Raw genomic sequence first — 19086 nt, 5'->3', positions numbered from 1 at the left:
TGTATTTTTTTAGAAATTAAAAATAGCCGCCCTTGTCAGTGATATCCCTTACACTCTGTCCTTCTGCAACCCATCCAAAAATCTTCTTTTCATTTTCCTTAATTTCCTCAGCTCTTACCAGTACTTCAAAAGCAATATCCCTTGGAACTACCAAAACGCCGTCTACATCTCCCAGAACGATATCTCCAGGCTTTATAATTACATTTCCAATCTGAAGCGGCACCTGATAATCTGTAATCAGACAACGGCCCAAACTACCATTGGATGAGCGGTATTTATAAAAAACAGGAAAATCAGCTTCTAATATCTGATGCGTGTCACGAATACCTCCGTCCAGACAAGCTGCCCTTATCTTTTTTCCTTTTGCGGTAGCGGTCATTACACCACCCCATGAAGTTGACTCTTCATCCTTACTGCTGTCCCACACTACAAAGGCATTTTCATGCATTTCATCGAGCATCTGGGTACGGAATTCCATTTCTCCAGATACCTTCGTGCTGGTAGAACTTTTTACCGTAAAGGCAAATCCTGCCACAGTACGATATTCCCTTAGTGGAATAATATGATTTGGGAGAGCCTGATTCATTAGGCAGAATTCTCTAAGTACATCATTAATTGCCCCGGTATATAACTCCTGAAACCTGTTTAATAATTCATTATCTGAAATAGGAAACATTGCCTTGGAAACATTCTCCCGCATTTCAATAAGCTTATCAAGCTTCATCATGCTGACTTCTTTTTTGTATTGATCTACACTCATATCTTTATTATTTATAATTTTAAATTTAGATTAAACCCCTGATGATGACAAAAATCCTCCATCTACCGGAATAACAATTCCGGTAACAAATGATGCTGCCTTATCATCGATAAGCCAGTTCATGCATCCGATTAATTCCGAAGCTTCTCCAAAACGCTTCATTGGAGTATGCCCCAATACATTTTCGGCGCGTGCTGTCTGGGAGCCGTCCTCATTATACATGATTTTTTTGCTCCTTTCATTTAAGAAAAATCCCGGAGCAATTGCATTTACCCTCACATTGGCCGGTGCAAGATAAGTGGCAAGCCATTGGGTAAAATTGGCTATTCCAGCTTTTGCCATTCCGTATGCCCCTACTTTTGTCAAAGGACGGTAGCTGTTCATAGAGGCAATATTGATAATTACCCCATTTTTCTGTGCAGCCATATCTTTTCCAAATACAAAAGACGGGATGACCGTACCCATAGTATTTACATTAATTACACTTTGGAAAACATTCATATCAAGATTAAAAAAGCCTTTAATCCCATCGGTTCCATCAAGTTCACCTTCGTTGAATTCTGTTGTATTTGTAAGCGCTTCCATTTGATTTCCTCCTGCACCGTTTATAAGCACAGTACAGATACCAAGTTCTTTCTTTACAATATTTTTTGCCTCAGTTACAGATTCGTTATTGGAAACATCAACCGCTATAGAAATGGCAGTTCCTCCCTGAGCTGTAATCTGCTCTTCTACTAATTTTAATTTTTCAAGGGTTCTTCCAAGTAATGCTACCTTAAAACCCTGAGCGGCTAAACTGCGTGCCATCTCCGAGCAGAGTGTTCCCCCTGCACCTGTTACAACAGCTACTTTTGTTTGTGTATTATTCATTTGAAATCATTTTTTTACTATTGGTATAGCATATATCGGTTATTAATTCTTTTAGGTAAATATTATCTTTTGGAAGCAGTCCCTTTTCCACCCAGTCTCCGATTATATTGCATAAAATTCTCCTGAAATAATCATGCCTTGAGAAAGACAATATGCTTCGTGAATCTGTAGTCATGCCAACAAAACGACTTAAGAGCGAATAATTTGCTGATGCCAGAAGCTGCGATTTAATGCCTTCAATATGGTCATTGAACCACCATGCAGGTCCGAACTGTATTTTTCCCGGCATGCCATCTTGGGCAAAAGACCCTGTTAGGGTGGCAAAAGCCTCATTATCTGACGGATTCAATGTAAAGAGTAGCGTATTAGGCAGACTATTATTTTGTTCAAGTCTATCCAATAAACTGCAGATACTGGTAATGCAGGCAGCACTTCCAATTGATGCGTAACCTCCTGCGGCTCCCGCCATACTTCTCAAACGTGAGCTCGTATAACGCTGGGCTCCAACGTGAAGTTGCATCGTCCAGCCTAAAGAAGCAAACTCACCGCCCAGAAATAATAAAATAAAACACTGCAATTGTGTCTTTTCCTCAAAACTTAATTCTTTATGGTCTAAAACTTTAGCAAATAATTCAGCAGCCTTTTGCTCCGAAACAATCTTAAAAGTAAAGCCTGCATCCAAAGCCTGATCCGCGAGTCGGCACCCATTTTCATGAAAATAATCCAACTGAAATCGCAAAGCTGCCTTAAAGTCCGAAAATCCATCAATTGAAATTGAGGAATGCTGTGATAACTGCTGCAGAAACTGAGATGATTCCCATGAATCAGTATGCAGTGCAAGGTCGCAACGCAAAGATGGCAGAACGGTAAACTTCGATCCTAATGATGCTTCTTTATGTACCTTTAAATCATCAAACCAATTATCTGAAGTACAAAAAGTCTCTACATTATACTTCTCCATCAGTGCTCTTGCTGAGAAATCATCCTGTTCCAGAAGTCTATTACAAGTGTCCCATATTCTTGGAGCACTCTCTTCTGTTAAAAGCTCCTGGATGCCGAAGATATTTTTCAACTCTAAGTAGGACCAGTGAAACAGAGGATTTCCCATCGTTTTGGGGAATGTTTTTGCCCAGTGAAAAAATTTTTCTTCATCAGAGGCCGCTCCTGAGATATAATGTTCTGCTACACCGTTAATCCTCATTGATCTGTGCTTGTAGGGGTCACTGCAGACCCAAAGTTCAGCGATGTTACTGAATTTTTTATTGCTCGCCAAATGCGATACATTGATATGATTGTGGTAGTCCACAATAGGAAGAGCTTGGGCTATCTCATGAAAAAGAAAAACTGCCGTTGGGCTCTCCAGAAAATAATTTGGTCCAAGAAATTCAGGTTTTGACATTATAAAAGGTGTAAGTAGCTTATTTTTAACTGCTGTTCAGAGCATTTGCATAAAGCAGTTAACATTTTGCTTATATAAAAAATCAATTATTATATATAACCCCGCATGTAGATACAGGCGGGGCTACAGTTAAAAAACAAAAACTAATCAAACTAAATTAATACCCTGGATTTTGAACCAGAACGGCACCAGTATTGGCTTCAATTTCTTTTTGAGGAATAGGCCATAAATCATATTTAGGTGCATATGTAGGTCCTGTAAGCCAATTATATTTAACAACACGCTCTCCATATTTACCTACACGTCTTAAAGTAATTGAACGCATTTCCTCAAAAACCATTTCTCTGGTTCTTTCATCAAGAATGTAATCGATATTAACATTTCCTGGCAAAACATCAGCAGCACCTGCTCTGGAGCGAACAACATTAATATCAGCAGCAGCTAAGCCTTGATTTCCTAAGGCTAAATATGCCTCAGCTCTTAATAAGTAAGCTTCAGGTAAACGCAGAATATAATCATCGTGATAAGTAGCACCTGCACCACTGCCTAGAAGTAGTGGATTGTTAGGATCATTCAAGCCTGCAGGATGATCGCCCGGTGTTGTTGACTTTACAAACCATTTATAGAATCTCCAGCCCCCTGCATTTGCAACCTGCAGAGGCGTGCCTACTCCTGTTCCCATATTTTTACCTCTAAATTGCGATACCTTTTTTCCAAAATAAGCCGATGCAGGATTATCATAAAGTGCGTCCTTAATTAAATTGGCATCGTTGCATCTGATATCTCCAATGTAATTAGCAGGCCATAGTCCGCCGCCTATGTCGTTAACTGTATTTGTGGTATAAGCGGTTGGCTGCAGAAAGGATACACCATTGCCGCCGATATTGTCATTTGAACGTCTTCCCAAAAACCCTGGTTTTCCATCGGGATCAGTAATGCTCCAAACAGCAGGATTACAGCTGCGCTCGAATTGATTTGCTCCCCCTGCATCTGTTGATTTAATGATTCCACCTGGAACATCGGTCTCAAACTGTACAACCCAAAGCGCTTCTTTGTTGCCCGATGTCCTGTTTTGATTCCCTCTCTGCCACAAATCCCAAAATACATCTTTGCCAAAAACCGAAGAACGCGTACCGAAACGGCCTTTCATCAAACCAACATTTGGATCGTTGACTACCTTTGAAATTTCGGTAACAGCTTCTGCCGAACGGCCTAGTGATATTAATGTTTCACCTAAATAAAAGCTGGCTACTATGTTAGAAACCCTCCCGTCTTTCACTTTATTTATGGGCAGCATACCGTCGGCTGCGTCCTTAAAATCAAGCGCCATTTGATTAAGAATTTCTATCTTTGTAGCACGGACCCTATCCAGTACTGGTGTTGTAGCGAATTCTGTTACCAATGGCACACCTCCGTAAAGATAAACCAGGTCTCGATACGCTTTTCCTCTGAAAAATTTTGCCTCGGCAATAACTGGTATTTTTTGTTCGGCAGTCAGGGTGGATTTATTAATGTTTTCAATTAATAGGTTGGCCAAGGCTATTATTTTAAAATTCTCCTGATAATAGAAGGTTGGCGCATAATTGGAAGGTACTAAAGCAGTAACCAATGATCCGATTTTCTCATTGGTTCCAGTTCCCCTTCCAGAAAAGAAAGAATCAGTACCATATAGCAATGATTGGGAAACATCTGAGGCTCCGATATAATAAATGTAGCGCTCCTTGACGTAGAAGTTAGTAATAACTCCCTCAATTCCGGCACTGTTCGAAAATACATTTTCAGGAGTATAAAGAGCTATTGGATCTTCCCTTAGAAACTCTTCCTCATTGCAAGATCCTAATGTTCCGAATAACACCAAGGCAGCAAAAAATTTAGTATAATTAGATTTTTTCATAATGAATATATTTTTAAATTATTAAAAAGTTAGGTCAAGTCCCAAATTAACACTCTTCATAACCGGTAAAGCAGGATAAACATCATTTTGAGTGCCCGGAACTTTTGGAGAAATACCTAATCCTGAAACTGTTTCTGGATCCCACCCTTTCCACTTGGTCCAAGTGGCAAGATTTTTCCCGCTTACATAAATTTTCACATTAGAAAGCCCTGCTTTTTTTACAAGTTCTTTGTCCATTGTATAAGCAAATGATATATCCTGCAGCCTGACAAAACTTCTGTCTTTATAAGGAGAAAAGTCCGTTATTGGAGAAATTGAGTTGGCTCTGCTGTATTCTGCATTTGGATTATTGGGAGCCCATGCATCAATATCACTAAAATGATTATTGGCAACATAAGTGGTTAAACCATAATAACCACCACCATTTGACCATGGATCATTAGCTGCAATACCACCTTGAATGGAACTGATAAAGAATTTTAAAGAGAAGTTTTTGTATGTAAGATTATTGCTTATACCAAATTGATAGTCAGCTTCTGCTTTTCCTATAAAAGTCCTGTCCTTAACATCTATGACACCGTTACCATCAAGGTCTTTAAATTTGTATGAGCCCGGTTCTGAACCTGCCGGTATTGCATCTCCAAGCTGATAAATCCCGTCCTGTACATACGTATACACCACCCCTATTGATTTTCCAATAAAATAATTATTCTGAACCAAGTCATCTTCTTTTCCATTATTGTCTAAATCTTCTCCTGTCAAACCTGTAATTTTATTATCATTATGAGAGAAGTTTAATCCCAGATCCCAATTCCAGTCCTTGCTTCTAACTGGGTTAAAACTTAAATTAAATTCAAATCCGGTATTTTGCAGCTCCCCAATATTAACCCTAACTGAATTAACACCCGCAGTTGCACTTAAAGCTCTGTCGAATAGCATATCCCTTGTAGTTGACAGGTAATAATCTGCACTACCGGAAATACGATTATTTAAAAAAGCAAAATCCAATCCAACATTATAACCTTCTGTTTTTTCCCAAGTTAAATCCGGACTAATTAGTCCATTTAAGGTAAAACTATTCACTGTCTGTGCATTATCTCCAAAAACATATTGACTATCGGTGCTTGAGGAATAAGTACTCTGTGACGAATAACGCGGTGAAGTGTTACCGTTTAAGCCGTAACTGGCTCTCAATTTAAGCAGGTTAATTTGTGAATATTTAGATAGAAAACCTTCTTTTGACAAGACCCAACCCGCAGAAACAGCAGGAAAATAGCCTATTTTATTACCTTCAGCAAAAGCGGAATGCCCGTCCCTGCGAATACTTGCATTAAATAAATATTTCCCGTCATAATCATAAATTATTCTGGCTGTTGTTGAAAGGAAAGATTCTTCATAGCCTCCTGATCCAACTTTTGGAATAAGTCCAACCCCTAAGTTATTATATCCTAAAGTCTGATTTGAAAATTGACTTGCCGAAGCATTGGTAAATTCATTCTCAATTCTGTTCCATCCATACACTAACGTAGCATTTAATCCATGCAGATGCCTTTCATCTAAGTGAGTATTATAACTTAAGATATTATCCAACGCGGTATCATAGGTGCTTGCATTATTCTTATAAGCTGTCCCTTGTTTGTTGGCACCATTTGGATTTGAATTAAACCTTTGATTCCATCGGTAGTTGTTATTATAATTAATTCTGTAGTTTAATCCTTTAATTCCAGGAACATCAATAGAAGCATATGCCTGAGCGCCTATATTACTTTGCTTGTCCAAATCATCGGACAGAACTGATAAAAAGGGGTTTTCCAGGTTATTCCCTGCAGGGTTTTGTCTTAAGGTTCCGTCCGTATTGAACGGGGTATTTAACGGGCTCATTAAAACAAATTGCTGAAGGTTGGGTGAAACTCCCGAACGGTCAGAAAAAGCTCCAAAAGTATTAACACCCACTTTTAGCCAGTCATTTACCTGAGTATCAATATTTACACGTACTGAATTACGTTTATAATTATCATTTACAATCCATCCAAGCTGATCGGTATACCCTGCAGATAAAAAGAATGTTGTTTTTTCACTTCCTCCTCGGACACTTAACTGATGATCTACTATATATGGACTGTTATTTTGTCCTGCCTCAAACCAATTGAAATCAGTTCCATTATTAATGGAATTTTGAATATCAAGGTTGGCCGCTATCCCACTATCAGTTAAATAATTGTAATTTGGATTTGGAGTAACATAATCAGGTGCAAGAAATCCTTTAGTATATTGATTTACTCTGGAAGACTCTATAAACTCTTCTCTATTTAAGGTCCTTCTGTTTATGATAGGCGATTGGATAGAGTAAAAAGTTGAATAATTCACTTCTGTTTTCTGGCTCTTTTTACCCTTTTTTGAAGTCACCATAATGATACCATTTGCAGCCTGAGCGCCATATATTGCCTTGCTGCTAGGATCCTTCAAGACATCTACAGATTGAATATCTGCCGGATTTAAATCAGTAAAGGCCCCGCGGTATACTGCACCATCCAATATGATTAAAACACCCGTATTTCCTCCAAGAGTATTTCTTCCACGCACTACAATGGTTTGGTCAGTACCCGCCGTGGCTGTCTGACCTATAGTAACTCCCGGAAGTGAACCTTGAAGAGACTGAAGAATACTGGTATTAGGCGAATCTTCAAATTGCTTTAAATTTGCAGATCCAACGGCTCCTGTTAAATCCTTTTTCTTTTGAGTACCATACCCTACCACTACTACCTCATCCAAAGCTGTCCCGGCTTCAACAAGAACTATCTTTAAAGAGGCTCCCTGACCTGCAGGAACTTCTTTAGTTTTAAAACCCACAAAACTAAATATCAATATTGATTTTGAATCCTGTACCTTCATTGTAAACTTGCCGTCAAAATCTGTTGAGCCACTATTTGTTGTGCCTTTCTCTAGAATATTAACACCCGGAACGGGCTGGCCTTGCGCGTCAGCAATAACTCCGTTTACAGTTTTTTCCTGGGCATTCATAGAATGGACCACCAAGAACAAAACAAACGAAATAAATACATTAAATTGGTTTCTCATTTTCATAATAAGTTGGTTAAATTATAAGTTAGTTAGTTGTTTTTTCCTATCTGTGCACGAGCACAGTTTCCGATTTAAAAAAAGACTAAATACAAGCCCTGAATTGTCTGTGCCCCAGCACATATTTAAAATACAAATATATGTTTAAATTCTATGTTTCCTAATTAATTTTGCATTAATCTAAAATAAAAAGAATAAAAAAACATTTAATTTAATTTTTAAACGATAGTAAAGATAATTTATCAAAATATCAAACAAAAAAAATTGTTTCTTTATAGTATTTTCAACAGTGTTAATAGAATAATCTTAAATTATTATTGATTAAACTGTTATTTAGTAAGAAAAACTCAATATAATTGTTGATTGCAAAATAACATTTCTAAAGATTTTGAGCGCTTATGGTGTTTTATAAGCCTACACTAACACATTTTTATTTATTCTTTCTTTACTATTGTGTTACAGCTACTAATTTTGACATAGCGGCGCCGCTTTTAATGGCGGCCACAGAAGGCTGGGATCCGCCTATTGAAATTTCAACGCTGCCCAGCGGCTGCAAGGTGTTGCCCTCATCATTAATTATGGAAAGATCACCTGGATTTAAATTAAAATTTATGATCTTACTCTCCCCTCTTTTTAAATGAATTCTCTCAAAACCTTTCAACGAACGTATCGGAACTTTTAAACCTGCATCTTTATGCGATACATAGAGCTCAACAACTTCATCGCCATCCATTTCTCCATCATTTTTGACCTGTACACTTATCGCAAGGTTTTCACCTTTTCTGACACTTACAGGAGTTTTCAAATCTGAATACACAAAATGAGTATAACTCAGGCCGTACCCAAATGAATATAAAGGTTCCCCTTTGTAATAGCGGTACGTACGGTTCTCCATACTATAATTTTCAAAATCAGGAAGATCATTGACATTTTTATAAAAAGTCACAGGAAGACGCCCGGCAGGATTATAATCTCCAAACAAAACATCGGCAATGGCCTGTCCTCCGGCCTGACCTGCATACCATCCCTGGAGAATAACAGGAAGATTAGCAGCTTCCCATTGAAATCCCATCGCACTTCCTGACATATTTATAAAAACTATTGGTTTTCCCGTAGCTTTCAAAGCCTGCATGGTTTTCGTTTGTAACACTGGAAGATTGATATGGGTTCTATCTCCACCTTTAAAACCGTCAACAGAAACTGGCATGGATTCTCCTTCGAGTTGGGCAGATATTCCTCCGGCAAAAACAATAACATCAGCATCCTTTACCCTTGATGCAAGTTCCTCAGGTGAAAGAGTTTCAATTATGCCAATGTCAAATTTTACCTCGGCATTGTCATTGAACTGTACATACTCTATAACAATCTTATATTTTTTTCCTTTTTCAGCCTTAAGTGTATAATAAGAATTCTTTAAATCTGTATCTATTACCTTATTATCATCAATGTATAACATCGCATGGTCATCACCCATAAGACTAAATGTTACTTGCTGCGACTTTAAAGGAGTATAATCTGTACTCCAGCGCACAGACATTTCTCTAATAATAATTTTATTATCAATCGTGTGTCCGTCTCCCCATTTAAAATCTACTTTCTTATCAAGTCTTTTGACCTGTGGATCACCCTGGAATTTTGTGTTTTGAAAGTAAGAAGCATCAAACCCGTCCTGTTTCCCTGAGCAAAATTCTTTTGGGTTATAACTGGACTTAAATACTTTATTATCTACTAAGGTAAGTCCCTGTTCAAAAATCAATCTGTCACCTACTTTGCTTTGGATTCCTTCCAAAATGGTGCTTACATGAGAAGGATACCCGTAATAGTTAGCCAGCATAACTGACTTCTCATCTGCATTTGGCCCAACCAGTGCAATCTTTTTTATCTTTTTGCTAAGTGGTAGAAGATTATTTTCATTCTTAAGCAATACTAAAGATTCCTGAGCCATTTTTAAAGCGTGGGCTTTATGCGCAGGACTTTCAAGAGCAGAAATATCTATCTTTCCCAGTGGCACGATTTCATCAGGATCAAACATTCCAAGACGAAAACGGATTGTCAGGAGTCTTCGAACTGAATTATCAATGCTTTCCTGAGTCAACAGTCCTTTATCAATTGCGCTTTTTAATGCTTTATAGGTAGGATCGGAGGAGCACTCGCAGTCAGTTCCATTTAATACCGCATCTGAAGCAGCTGTTTCTTTATCTGTATGTGTTTTGTGCGTTTTCCAAAACATCCCGATTCCGCCGCAGTCAGAAGTAACATATCCTGTGAAATTCCATTGCTTTCGAAGAATATCCTGCATAAGAATATCATTTCCACAGCATGGCTTACCTTCAAACTGGTTGTATGCGCACATTACACCGCTAACCTTCGCATCCACAATCAAATCACGGAAGGCAGGAAGATAGGTATCCCACAAATCATGTTTGGAAACCTCCGCATTGTAGGTGCTTCTACTCCACTCCGGTCCGCTGTGCACGGCAAAATGTTTGGCGCAGGCTGATGCATTGAGGTAAACAGGATCATTTCCCTGAAGTCCCTTAACAAATGCACTTCCCAGATTACCAGTCAGATAAGGATCTTCTCCGTATGTTTCCTGACCCCGTCCCCAGCGTGGATCTCTGAATATATTTATATTGGGTGACCAATATGTAAGTCCGAGATAAATTCCGGTTTTTCCTTTCTTTTTGGAATCATTGTAAATCGCGCGTCCTTCCACTGCGCAGTACTCAGCCATGGTCTTAAGAGACGCTGGATTCCAGGAAGCAGCCATAGCAATTGCCTGCGGGTATGAAGTCACATTATAGGGACTTCGGGCGACGCCGTGAAGAGTTTCATTCCACCAGTTATATGCCGGGATATTTAATCGTTCAACAGCGGGTGAATTGTTTACCATCTGACTCAGTTTTTCTTCCAGAGTCATTTTGGAGAGCAGATCGTTTACACGCTCTTCAATTGTGTTTTTTGGATTTTGATAAATTGACTGACCCGCAGTTTGAAATATACAAAAAAGCGCTAGTAAGATGAATCTATACTTACAATTAGAATTTGTATTTGTATTAAATATTGTATACATAGTAGTTAAATTTAAATAGTAATAGTTGATCTAATTTGCAAGCTGCATTACCATAATTTCTGATTTTCAATGAACTTTATTAAAGTCTCAGCCATGACAAGTTGTTCCTTTTCTTTCGGATGGCCTGGCGTGTTTTTATATTCAAAAAAACAGGACTTCACTTTAAGGTCACCTAAAGACGCTATTGTCTTGTCAACATAATCAGGCCACTTAGAAGTTTTTCTAGTAGCATCCATATTTCCTAAACAACAAATAATATGGGCATTGGGATATACGTTTCGTAGTGATTTAATAAAATTCATATACGAATTAATAACTTGTTCTTCCGATGGTTTCACAGTCCCAAACCGTGCTTGAAACTGGGCTTCGTTTGGCATATTTACAATCCAGCTATCATTTTGAAATAGGTTTACTACAACGATATCAGGCTGATATTTACCAAATTCCCAGACACTTTTAGCATCATTTGGATTTAACCTATTGTAAATTTCTGGCATAATCTCAGGGAACCAACTAGCCATTACCCCTATACCACTTTTAGCTGTGCAATGATATTCAGCATTAAAGTATCTGGCGGTAATAGCTGCATATGTTTTATAATTATTAAAATATTTAGCTGCCCCTGAATCAGTACTATCGACGGGGACATCCACACCGTGTCCCGCTGTTATAGAATCTCCAAAAAATTCTATTTTTCTTTTCTTTTTCTTATTTTTTAAAACTTTCGAATTTTTATCTGTTATAAAACCATAGAATCGAGTTGTTAATCCATTAGTGTCTGTAATTTTAAACAGTTCTAAATGATGTTTTTTATTATCTGAAAAGACCGCAAGAGTGTATTTTTTCTTTCCTTTATTTATTTTAATCTTTTTTGCATATTCTTTTTTCCCATCCACAATAACATAATAGTAGTTATCTGCTTTTTCGCTTTCAATTGTCGCTTGAACAACTTTGGTATTTTTAATTGTAATGCTAACACTGGAGCCTGTCCAGTAAAAATCTGCATAATCATTTTGCAAAGAAACTCGCCCCATGTAATCGATTAGGGGATTATTGGCAGCAATAATTTTTTCCTGTTTACTTTGAGATTGTATAATTCCAGCTGTAAAAAAGAGAAAAATGAAAAAATATCTATTATTAAATCTCATAATATCTAAATTAAATAAATTTTTAATCAGTGAGTTCAAATTCAACTTTTTCATTCCCAACATAAATGTAAAAATTGCCTGGCTCGAGTATTTTATTTCCTGTGGAATCAAAATAATTCAAATCGCTTTTCGGATCAATTTCAAATTTAAAAGTAACTTTTTGTCCAGCTTTTATTTCTTTCTTCTCAAAAAACTTCAGCTCTTTAACGGGACGAGAAATAGATGCAACGGGATCTGATATATACCAAAAAACTGTTTCTTTTCCATCTACTTTTCCAGTATTGGTAATATCAACATTGACTGTTATTTTTTGATTTTTATTTATTTTTGTTGCAGATAATTTTACTGGGCTATATTTGTAATTAGTATAACTTAAACCATGTCCAAACCAATACAAAGGTTCGGTTGAAATATCTTGATAATCTCCTTGTTTGTCAAAAGGTCTGGCACTTTGACGCATACTATAATAGGTTGGTATTTGACCAGTTGTTAAAGGAAAAGTAATAGCCAATTTTGCAGAAGGATTTATTCTGCCTGACAATATTCCAGCCAAAGGAGTCCCGCCTGCAACTCCCGGCTGCCAAATTTCGACAATAGCATCCACTAAAGGTTCTACACGCACTAACTCCAAAGGACGGCCATTTGACAAAACTAAAACAATTGGTTTGCCTGTTTTTTTAAGTGCTGACACCAATTTTTCCTGAATTTCCGGTAAAGCAATAGTAGAGCGCGAAGCATTTTCACCACTCCACGTTTTCTTTTCGCCTAAACAAAGTACTATAACATCAGATTCGTTTGCTTTGGCAACAGCTTCGACAAAACCTGATTCATCAACTCCATCAAAATCACAGCCTAATGCATAATTGATTGCTGCATTTTTAATTTCCTTTTGAATTCCTTCAAAAAGAGTTTCCGCATCTTCTGATTTTCCATTAAATGACCACGAACCCAAAATATTTTCTTTGTCTTTGGCCATCGGTCCAATCAATGCAATTTTATTTATTTTTGAACTTAAAGGCAAAGTATTGGATTTATTTTTCAGCAAAACCATTGATTCTTCAGCCAAATTAGTTGCCAATTGTTTGCTTTTTGGCTGCAGGTAACGAGATGGCTCGTCAACAATTTCCGTATACGGATTATCAAATAATCCCAAATTAAATTTCACTCTCAGGACACGAGAAACAGCATCATCGATTGCCGAGATCGGTATTTTTTTTTCGGCAATTAATGCCGTAAAATTTTCTAAATAGATATTGTCTTTCATATCCATTTCTACACCAGCCATAAATGCCTTTTGTCCTGCTTCTTTTTTATCTTTTGCAACACCCTGGTATATTAACTGCTCTACCGCATTCCAGTCCGATACTACAAATCCGTCAAATTTCCATTGTTTTTTTAGGATCTCGGTTAATGTGTAATAATTAGATGTTGCCGGTACACCACTAATATCATTAAAACCGCTCATCACAGTTGCGGCTCCAGCATCAATACACGCTTTATAAGGTGGCAAATAAGTTTCCCATAATGACTGTGCCGAAACATCGCTAAAACGATAATCACGCCCGCCCTCACTCATGCCGTAACCAACATAGTGTTTCAAACAAGCGGCAATAGAGAATGGATCTGACAAATTCTTGCCTTGATATCCTTGTACAGAAGCAACTCCAAAAACGGCGTTTACATAAGGGTCTTCACCATATCCTTCCGATACGCGTCCCCATCGCGGATCTCGAGAAACATCAATCATAGGTGAAAAAGTCCAATCAACACCTGACAAAACAGACTCTCTTGCTGCTTCACTGCAATTTAGTTTTACTAATTCCGGATTCCAAGAACAGGCTTGTGCAATAGAGATAGGGTAAACTGTACGAAACCCATGAATTACGTCGAAACCGAAAAGAATAGGAATGCCCAAATGGGTTTCTTCCATTGCCTTTTTTTGGATGGTGTTTCTTAAAACCGGATCGGCACTGAAATAAATTAGTGAACCAATTCCAGCCGGTAATCCCTTTACCTCCGGACCTATATTATTGGGATTGCTATTAACACCAAAAGTATACTGGTTTAACTGCAGGATTTTTTCTTCAATTGTCATTTTGTTTAATAAATCACTTATACGCTTTTCAACAGCAGCTGTTTTATTTTTATATACTGGTACTTGCGCCACTATTAAATGGGACAAAAGAACACAACATACAATTGCTATTTTTTTCATTCTTATTTTGATTATATTTATTTTTAAATTAATTGATAGTAACCACTATAGGTTTTTCTCTTTTAATGATATTTAATCCAATTAGTTTTTTGCCAGAATGATTAAGACAATACCGATGACGTACAACAATAACATTAAATATAAATTTCTGTACGTTGCTTTTGTGGCGTTGGCAAATTCCTTCCAAATAAAAATCCCCCAAATAGCAGCTACTATGGTTGCTCCTTGCCCCAATCCATAAGAGATAGCAGAGCCTGCTTTTCCTGAAGCGATAATATTAAAAGACATTCCCAAATGCCAAATCACTCCTCCTAAAATACCAACCAAGTGATCTCTTTTTGAACCGCTCCAATAATCTTGAAAACGTAGTGGAGTTCCAGCAAAAGGATAACGCATTAGCAATCTATTAAAAACAAAATTACTCACCACAATACCTGTAGCAAACAATACCAAAGCTGTGTAAGGCGTGAGTTTACCTACTTCTCCAATTTCAAAATCAGTAGCCATACTTACAGCAACATATTTATAGAAAAAGCCCATTAGTACCCCCGCTACAATTGCGAGAACTAATCCTTTTACAGAAAAAGAACCAGTATCTTTCGATACCTGTTTGTATGCCCTCGCATTCAACAAAATGGCAATTGCAATTAGCGCTACACCTCCAAACAATAAGGTTACATTTCCTTGCGGATTGGCAGAATAATTAACCAAAACTCCTAATATTAGCGCAATTCCAATTCCTACTGGAAAAGCAACACTCATACCTGCTAATGAAATGGCTGAAACCAACAGAATATTTGCCAGATTAAAAACAATTCCTCCAATGAATGCAGAGATCAAATTGCTATTGTCTGCTTGTTCGATATTTTCTAAAAAAGACATTCCTGTCACACCATTGCTTCCTAGTGTAAATGCCATTATTAATGACAAAATTAAAATCCCAAAAGCATAGTCCCAATAGAACAATTCAAAACGCCATTTGGCAGAGCTGAGTTTGGTAGTGTTAGCCCATGAGCCCCAGCACAACATTGTGATGAAACAAAATAATATGGCCGTAGTATACGAATGAATTACAAACATAATTTATTGTTTAAAGATTATAAAATATTGAGATAAACAGACAACATATAAAAAGCGAGAATATATTTTTCATAAAACACAATTATTTGGTTATTGATCAATCTCATTCCTTGTTGGAGCCGATGTTTGGGCACCCATTCTTGTTACTGAAATAGCTGCAGCTTTGCAGGCAAATTCAACCGCCTCTTTCCAGTTTTTGCCTTCCGATAATGCCACAATTAACGCTCCGTTAAATACATCTCCGGCAGCTGTTGTATCAATAGCTTTTACTTTCTTTGATTCAATAATTCCTGTATAAGATTCAGTCGATAAATAAGCACCTTTACTGCCTAAAGTAATGATGCTGTTTTGAACACCTTTTGCCTTAAAAATCTCGCATGCTTGGCTGGCAGTAAGCTCATCGACAACTTTAATACCGGTCAGCAATTCGGTTTCGGTTTCATTAGGCGTGATCAAAAACAGTCCATCATACACTTCATCCGATAAAACCGCCGCTGGAGCTGGATTCAAAACCAAATTCTTGTTGTTGTCTTTGGCATACTTTGCCAAATAAACGATAACTTCTATAGGGGTTTCTAATTGTGTAATAAACCAATTGGTTTCTCCTGTATTTTTAATGGCTTTTTCCACATCTTCTACATTCAATAAAGCATTGGCTCCAGAGGCTACAATAATAGAATTTTCTCCCTCTCCATTCACCGTAATCACTGCCACACCTGTTGGCGCTGTGGGATCTTGAAAAATGCTTGTTACATCAATATTCTCCTTGCCATAATGATTAATAGCGTCATTGCCGAAAGTATCATTCCCCAACCTACAAACAAAAGTAACATCACCGCCTGCCCTTGCCGCAGTAACTGCCTGATTGGCTCCTTTTCCCCCTTGAAAAGTATAAAAATCACCACCCAAAATAGTCTCGCCTGGCTTTGGGAATCTTTCCGTTTTCAATACCAAATCAGTATTGGAACTCCCAACTACAATTATTTTATTGCTCATAATTAATTATTTTGTTTTTTAAGCCATGTAGAAATTATTCCGCCAGTTTGACTTGCATCGGCATAAGGTACCAGTATGATACTTTTGCTGGTTTTCTCACTGTTGGCTTTAAGCTGGAATTTTTCTGTGCCTACCCAATTTTTTGGTAAAGAATAATTAGCTGGTTTTAGTTCTATATTGGCTGTGTTTATAGTAATAGCATTAAAATCAAAATCATTATTGAGCCTTTGATCGTAGGCCAATACTTGAGGGCCTCGTTGTAAGGCAATTTGATTTGGATAACTTTTCCCTCCATCTAGTACTATAATTGGCATAATAAAACTGATTTCTATCTTATCGCCTTTCTTCCAAACTCTTTCAATTGAGGTGGTTTGCTTTTGGGCAATTATTTGTTTCTGACCGTTTATTTGAATGCTAAAATCACTTGCCCAATATGGTTTTCTAAATTCAACAGGAAATTGAACTTTACTTTTGCTATCGACAGTTATGGTTACTTTTCCATCCTTCAAAAAGTCGCCAGTTGTTGTAAAGGCAATTTTATTTTTATTAACCACTGTACTATATGTTCCTGGCTGATACAATAAAAAGGCAGGGTTATTGTTTATTTTTCCGTTTCCAAATAGCGGTATCATGGCAATTCCTCTAGGCACACTGCTCATACAACAAGTGATTACTGTTCGGAAAGGCTTTTTGCCCACCAATGGAGTATAATAACTAACACCGCCCGTTTGCGGGTTTTCTGCTCCCGTTAAATGATTGTATATGGAGCGCTCCAATTCATCTAAATATTTCATTTCACCTGTAATACAAAAAAGCTGATAATTAAGCTGAACCCAGGTAGTGGTCACGCAACCTTCTCCCATATTATCCTTATGGCTGCCCGGCAGAACATGATCGTCTTGAAAATGCTCGAAAGAACTAGTGGTTCCTGTGATATATAGTCGACTTTTCACAATATCATTCCAAGCTGTTTCAATTGGTTTTAAAAATTGATTATCATTAGTTAAACGATACAATTTTACAATTCCTAAAAAATTAGACATCATTTCATAGGCTTTGGCATTGGCAACCTTATCCACTCTTCCCTCTGCGTCCAAAGTTGTAATTATTCTCGGACCACCTGGATTGTCGAAACTTTTTACCAGTCCATAACAATACTCTAGATATTTTTTATTGCCTGAAAAACGATAAAGTTCTGTCATTGATTCTAAAATGCAGGTTGCTGCCATACCCACGTGTCCACCCGCTTTTACAATATCTTTTTGTCCTTTCTCTGTACCAAAAGTCTGCATTAACAAATCGCCAATTTTTTCACTTGATGCCAGAGCGGGTTTGAATCCGGAAAGTTCATAATAGCGTAATAATCCCATTAAATCATAACGATGACTCCACACATCCCAGCTGGTCCAATGGCTGTCCATGTCATAAGTACCCAGATAACCATCTTCCAATTGAGCGCCAATAAGCTGTTGGGCTGTTCTGTCAATTTGATTTTTTAATTCTGGGGTTGCTTTATTATCATAGGCATTACAAGCTGCTTCCAAAAATTTACCTACATGCTCTCCAATCCAGGAATGGTTACCGGGGCGATTAATAAAACCTGCCAATAATGCTTCTTCATCCACTTTTTGAAGCCGCTGTTCTGTGTTGGCTTTAAGTCTATCTCCCAACCAGCCATCAATTGCAATTTTATTTAAGTCTGCAGGGATATATTTTTGTGATGCTTTGTATTGAACAACTGGCAAAGCTGACTTGTAGATGATACTTTCATAACCGTATTCTGCATTCCATTGACTGGTATAATCGAATGAAGGAACGCTAAGTGTATATACTACTTTCAAAAAAGGGGATGCCGATTTGTATGGAAAAACAATTGGATTTTCTCCCACTCCAAGCACAATGTTTTTTTGTGAACTATGGATTTTTGTACCCTGAAAATTATAAAAATCTGCCAGCAAAAATCCATCTATCTTTTTTGGAGATTTATTGGTAATTTCTAATTGATATTCTAACTCTTTATTTTGAATTGTACCTTTAACATCTCCATTTTTAATAGTGCTTTTATAGACAAAAAAATTGGAAGGAGCTGCAGCGGTGAATGTTGGGATTTTAGAAATTTTAAATGCCCCCCAATGACTCACCCTAAGGGCAATGATATTTTCTGTATCCCATAATATATCTTCTTTTGCTACCAAATAATTTCGATAGGTATCACCTGAACCTGTTGAACCAATCAACTTTCCATTTAGGTAAGTATCATCGCTTTGAAGCACTTTTCCCATACTCAAAGTCAATAAACCGGTTTTCTCAAATTCGGATTTCAAAGAAGAAGGTATGATTACTTTTTTTCGGATCCACAAGGTTCTGTTGGCTGTTGTCTTATGATCGTCGCTCCATTTCAAATCCGTCAAACTTTCCCAAGAGCTATCATTGAATTCCGATTGACTAAATTCTTTTTTATCTTCAAAAGTGATCTTCCAAGACCCTTCAAGGACAAAAGCCTGAGCATTTGCTGTTCCACTTACCAAGCAGAGAAGTATGGCAAGAATGATAATTTTAAATTGATTCATGAT

Annotated in this window: 11 protein-coding genes; all 11 read right to left on the bottom strand. The window is 37.4% G+C overall.

Annotation, left to right across the window (positions count from 1 at the left end; all coding sequences use genetic code 11):
* Positions 1-16: 16 nt before the first annotated feature.
* Positions 17-760, bottom strand: a complete 744-nt coding sequence (locus tag D0817_RS23195; protein ID WP_127340727.1) for an RraA family protein — start codon at positions 758-760, stop codon at positions 17-19.
* Between the two features lie 30 nt (positions 761-790).
* On the bottom strand, positions 791-1630 hold the full coding sequence (locus D0817_RS23190) for an SDR family oxidoreductase (protein WP_127340726.1): 840 nt from the start codon (positions 1628-1630) through the stop codon (positions 791-793).
* Complete coding sequence (gene uxaC / locus D0817_RS23185; RefSeq protein ID WP_127340725.1) at positions 1623-3029, bottom strand: glucuronate isomerase; 1407 nt, start codon at positions 3027-3029, stop codon at positions 1623-1625. Before uxaC ends, D0817_RS23190 begins: the two co-directional genes overlap by 8 nt.
* A gap of 157 nt (positions 3030-3186) precedes the next feature.
* Positions 3187-4923: a RagB/SusD family nutrient uptake outer membrane protein gene (locus tag D0817_RS23180; RefSeq protein ID WP_127340724.1), complete on the bottom strand. Its 1737-nt coding sequence runs from the start codon at positions 4921-4923 to the stop codon at positions 3187-3189.
* A gap of 21 nt (positions 4924-4944) precedes the next feature.
* Positions 4945-8007: a SusC/RagA family TonB-linked outer membrane protein gene (locus tag D0817_RS23175; protein WP_127340723.1), complete on the bottom strand. Its 3063-nt coding sequence runs from the start codon at positions 8005-8007 to the stop codon at positions 4945-4947.
* A gap of 442 nt (positions 8008-8449) precedes the next feature.
* Positions 8450-11074, bottom strand: a complete 2625-nt coding sequence (locus tag D0817_RS23170; protein ID WP_127340722.1) for a glycoside hydrolase family 3 C-terminal domain-containing protein — start codon at positions 11072-11074, stop codon at positions 8450-8452.
* 47 nt (positions 11075-11121) lie between these two features.
* Complete coding sequence (locus tag D0817_RS23165; RefSeq protein WP_127340721.1) at positions 11122-12222, bottom strand: SGNH/GDSL hydrolase family protein; 1101 nt, start codon at positions 12220-12222, stop codon at positions 11122-11124.
* Between the two features lie 22 nt (positions 12223-12244).
* A complete protein-coding gene (gene bglX / locus D0817_RS23160) occupies positions 12245-14437 on the bottom strand; it encodes a beta-glucosidase BglX (RefSeq protein ID WP_127340720.1) in 2193 nt (730 codons plus the stop codon).
* Between the two features lie 81 nt (positions 14438-14518).
* Positions 14519-15517: a GRP family sugar transporter gene (locus tag D0817_RS23155; protein ID WP_127340719.1), complete on the bottom strand. Its 999-nt coding sequence runs from the start codon at positions 15515-15517 to the stop codon at positions 14519-14521.
* 90 nt (positions 15518-15607) lie between these two features.
* A complete protein-coding gene (gene rbsK, locus D0817_RS23150; protein ID WP_127340718.1) occupies positions 15608-16513 on the bottom strand; it encodes a ribokinase in 906 nt (301 codons plus the stop codon).
* 2 nt (positions 16514-16515) lie between these two features.
* Positions 16516-19083: a beta-L-arabinofuranosidase domain-containing protein gene (locus D0817_RS23145; RefSeq protein ID WP_127340717.1), complete on the bottom strand. Its 2568-nt coding sequence runs from the start codon at positions 19081-19083 to the stop codon at positions 16516-16518.
* Between the last annotated feature and the right edge of the window lie 3 nt (positions 19084-19086).

Origin of the sequence: Flavobacterium cupreum, assembly GCF_003996965.1 — a bacterium.
GTDB lineage: Bacteria > Bacteroidota > Bacteroidia > Flavobacteriales > Flavobacteriaceae > Flavobacterium > Flavobacterium cupreum.
The sequence above is the reverse complement of the archived record's forward strand: the minus strand, read 5'-3'. Positions and strand labels throughout refer to the sequence as shown.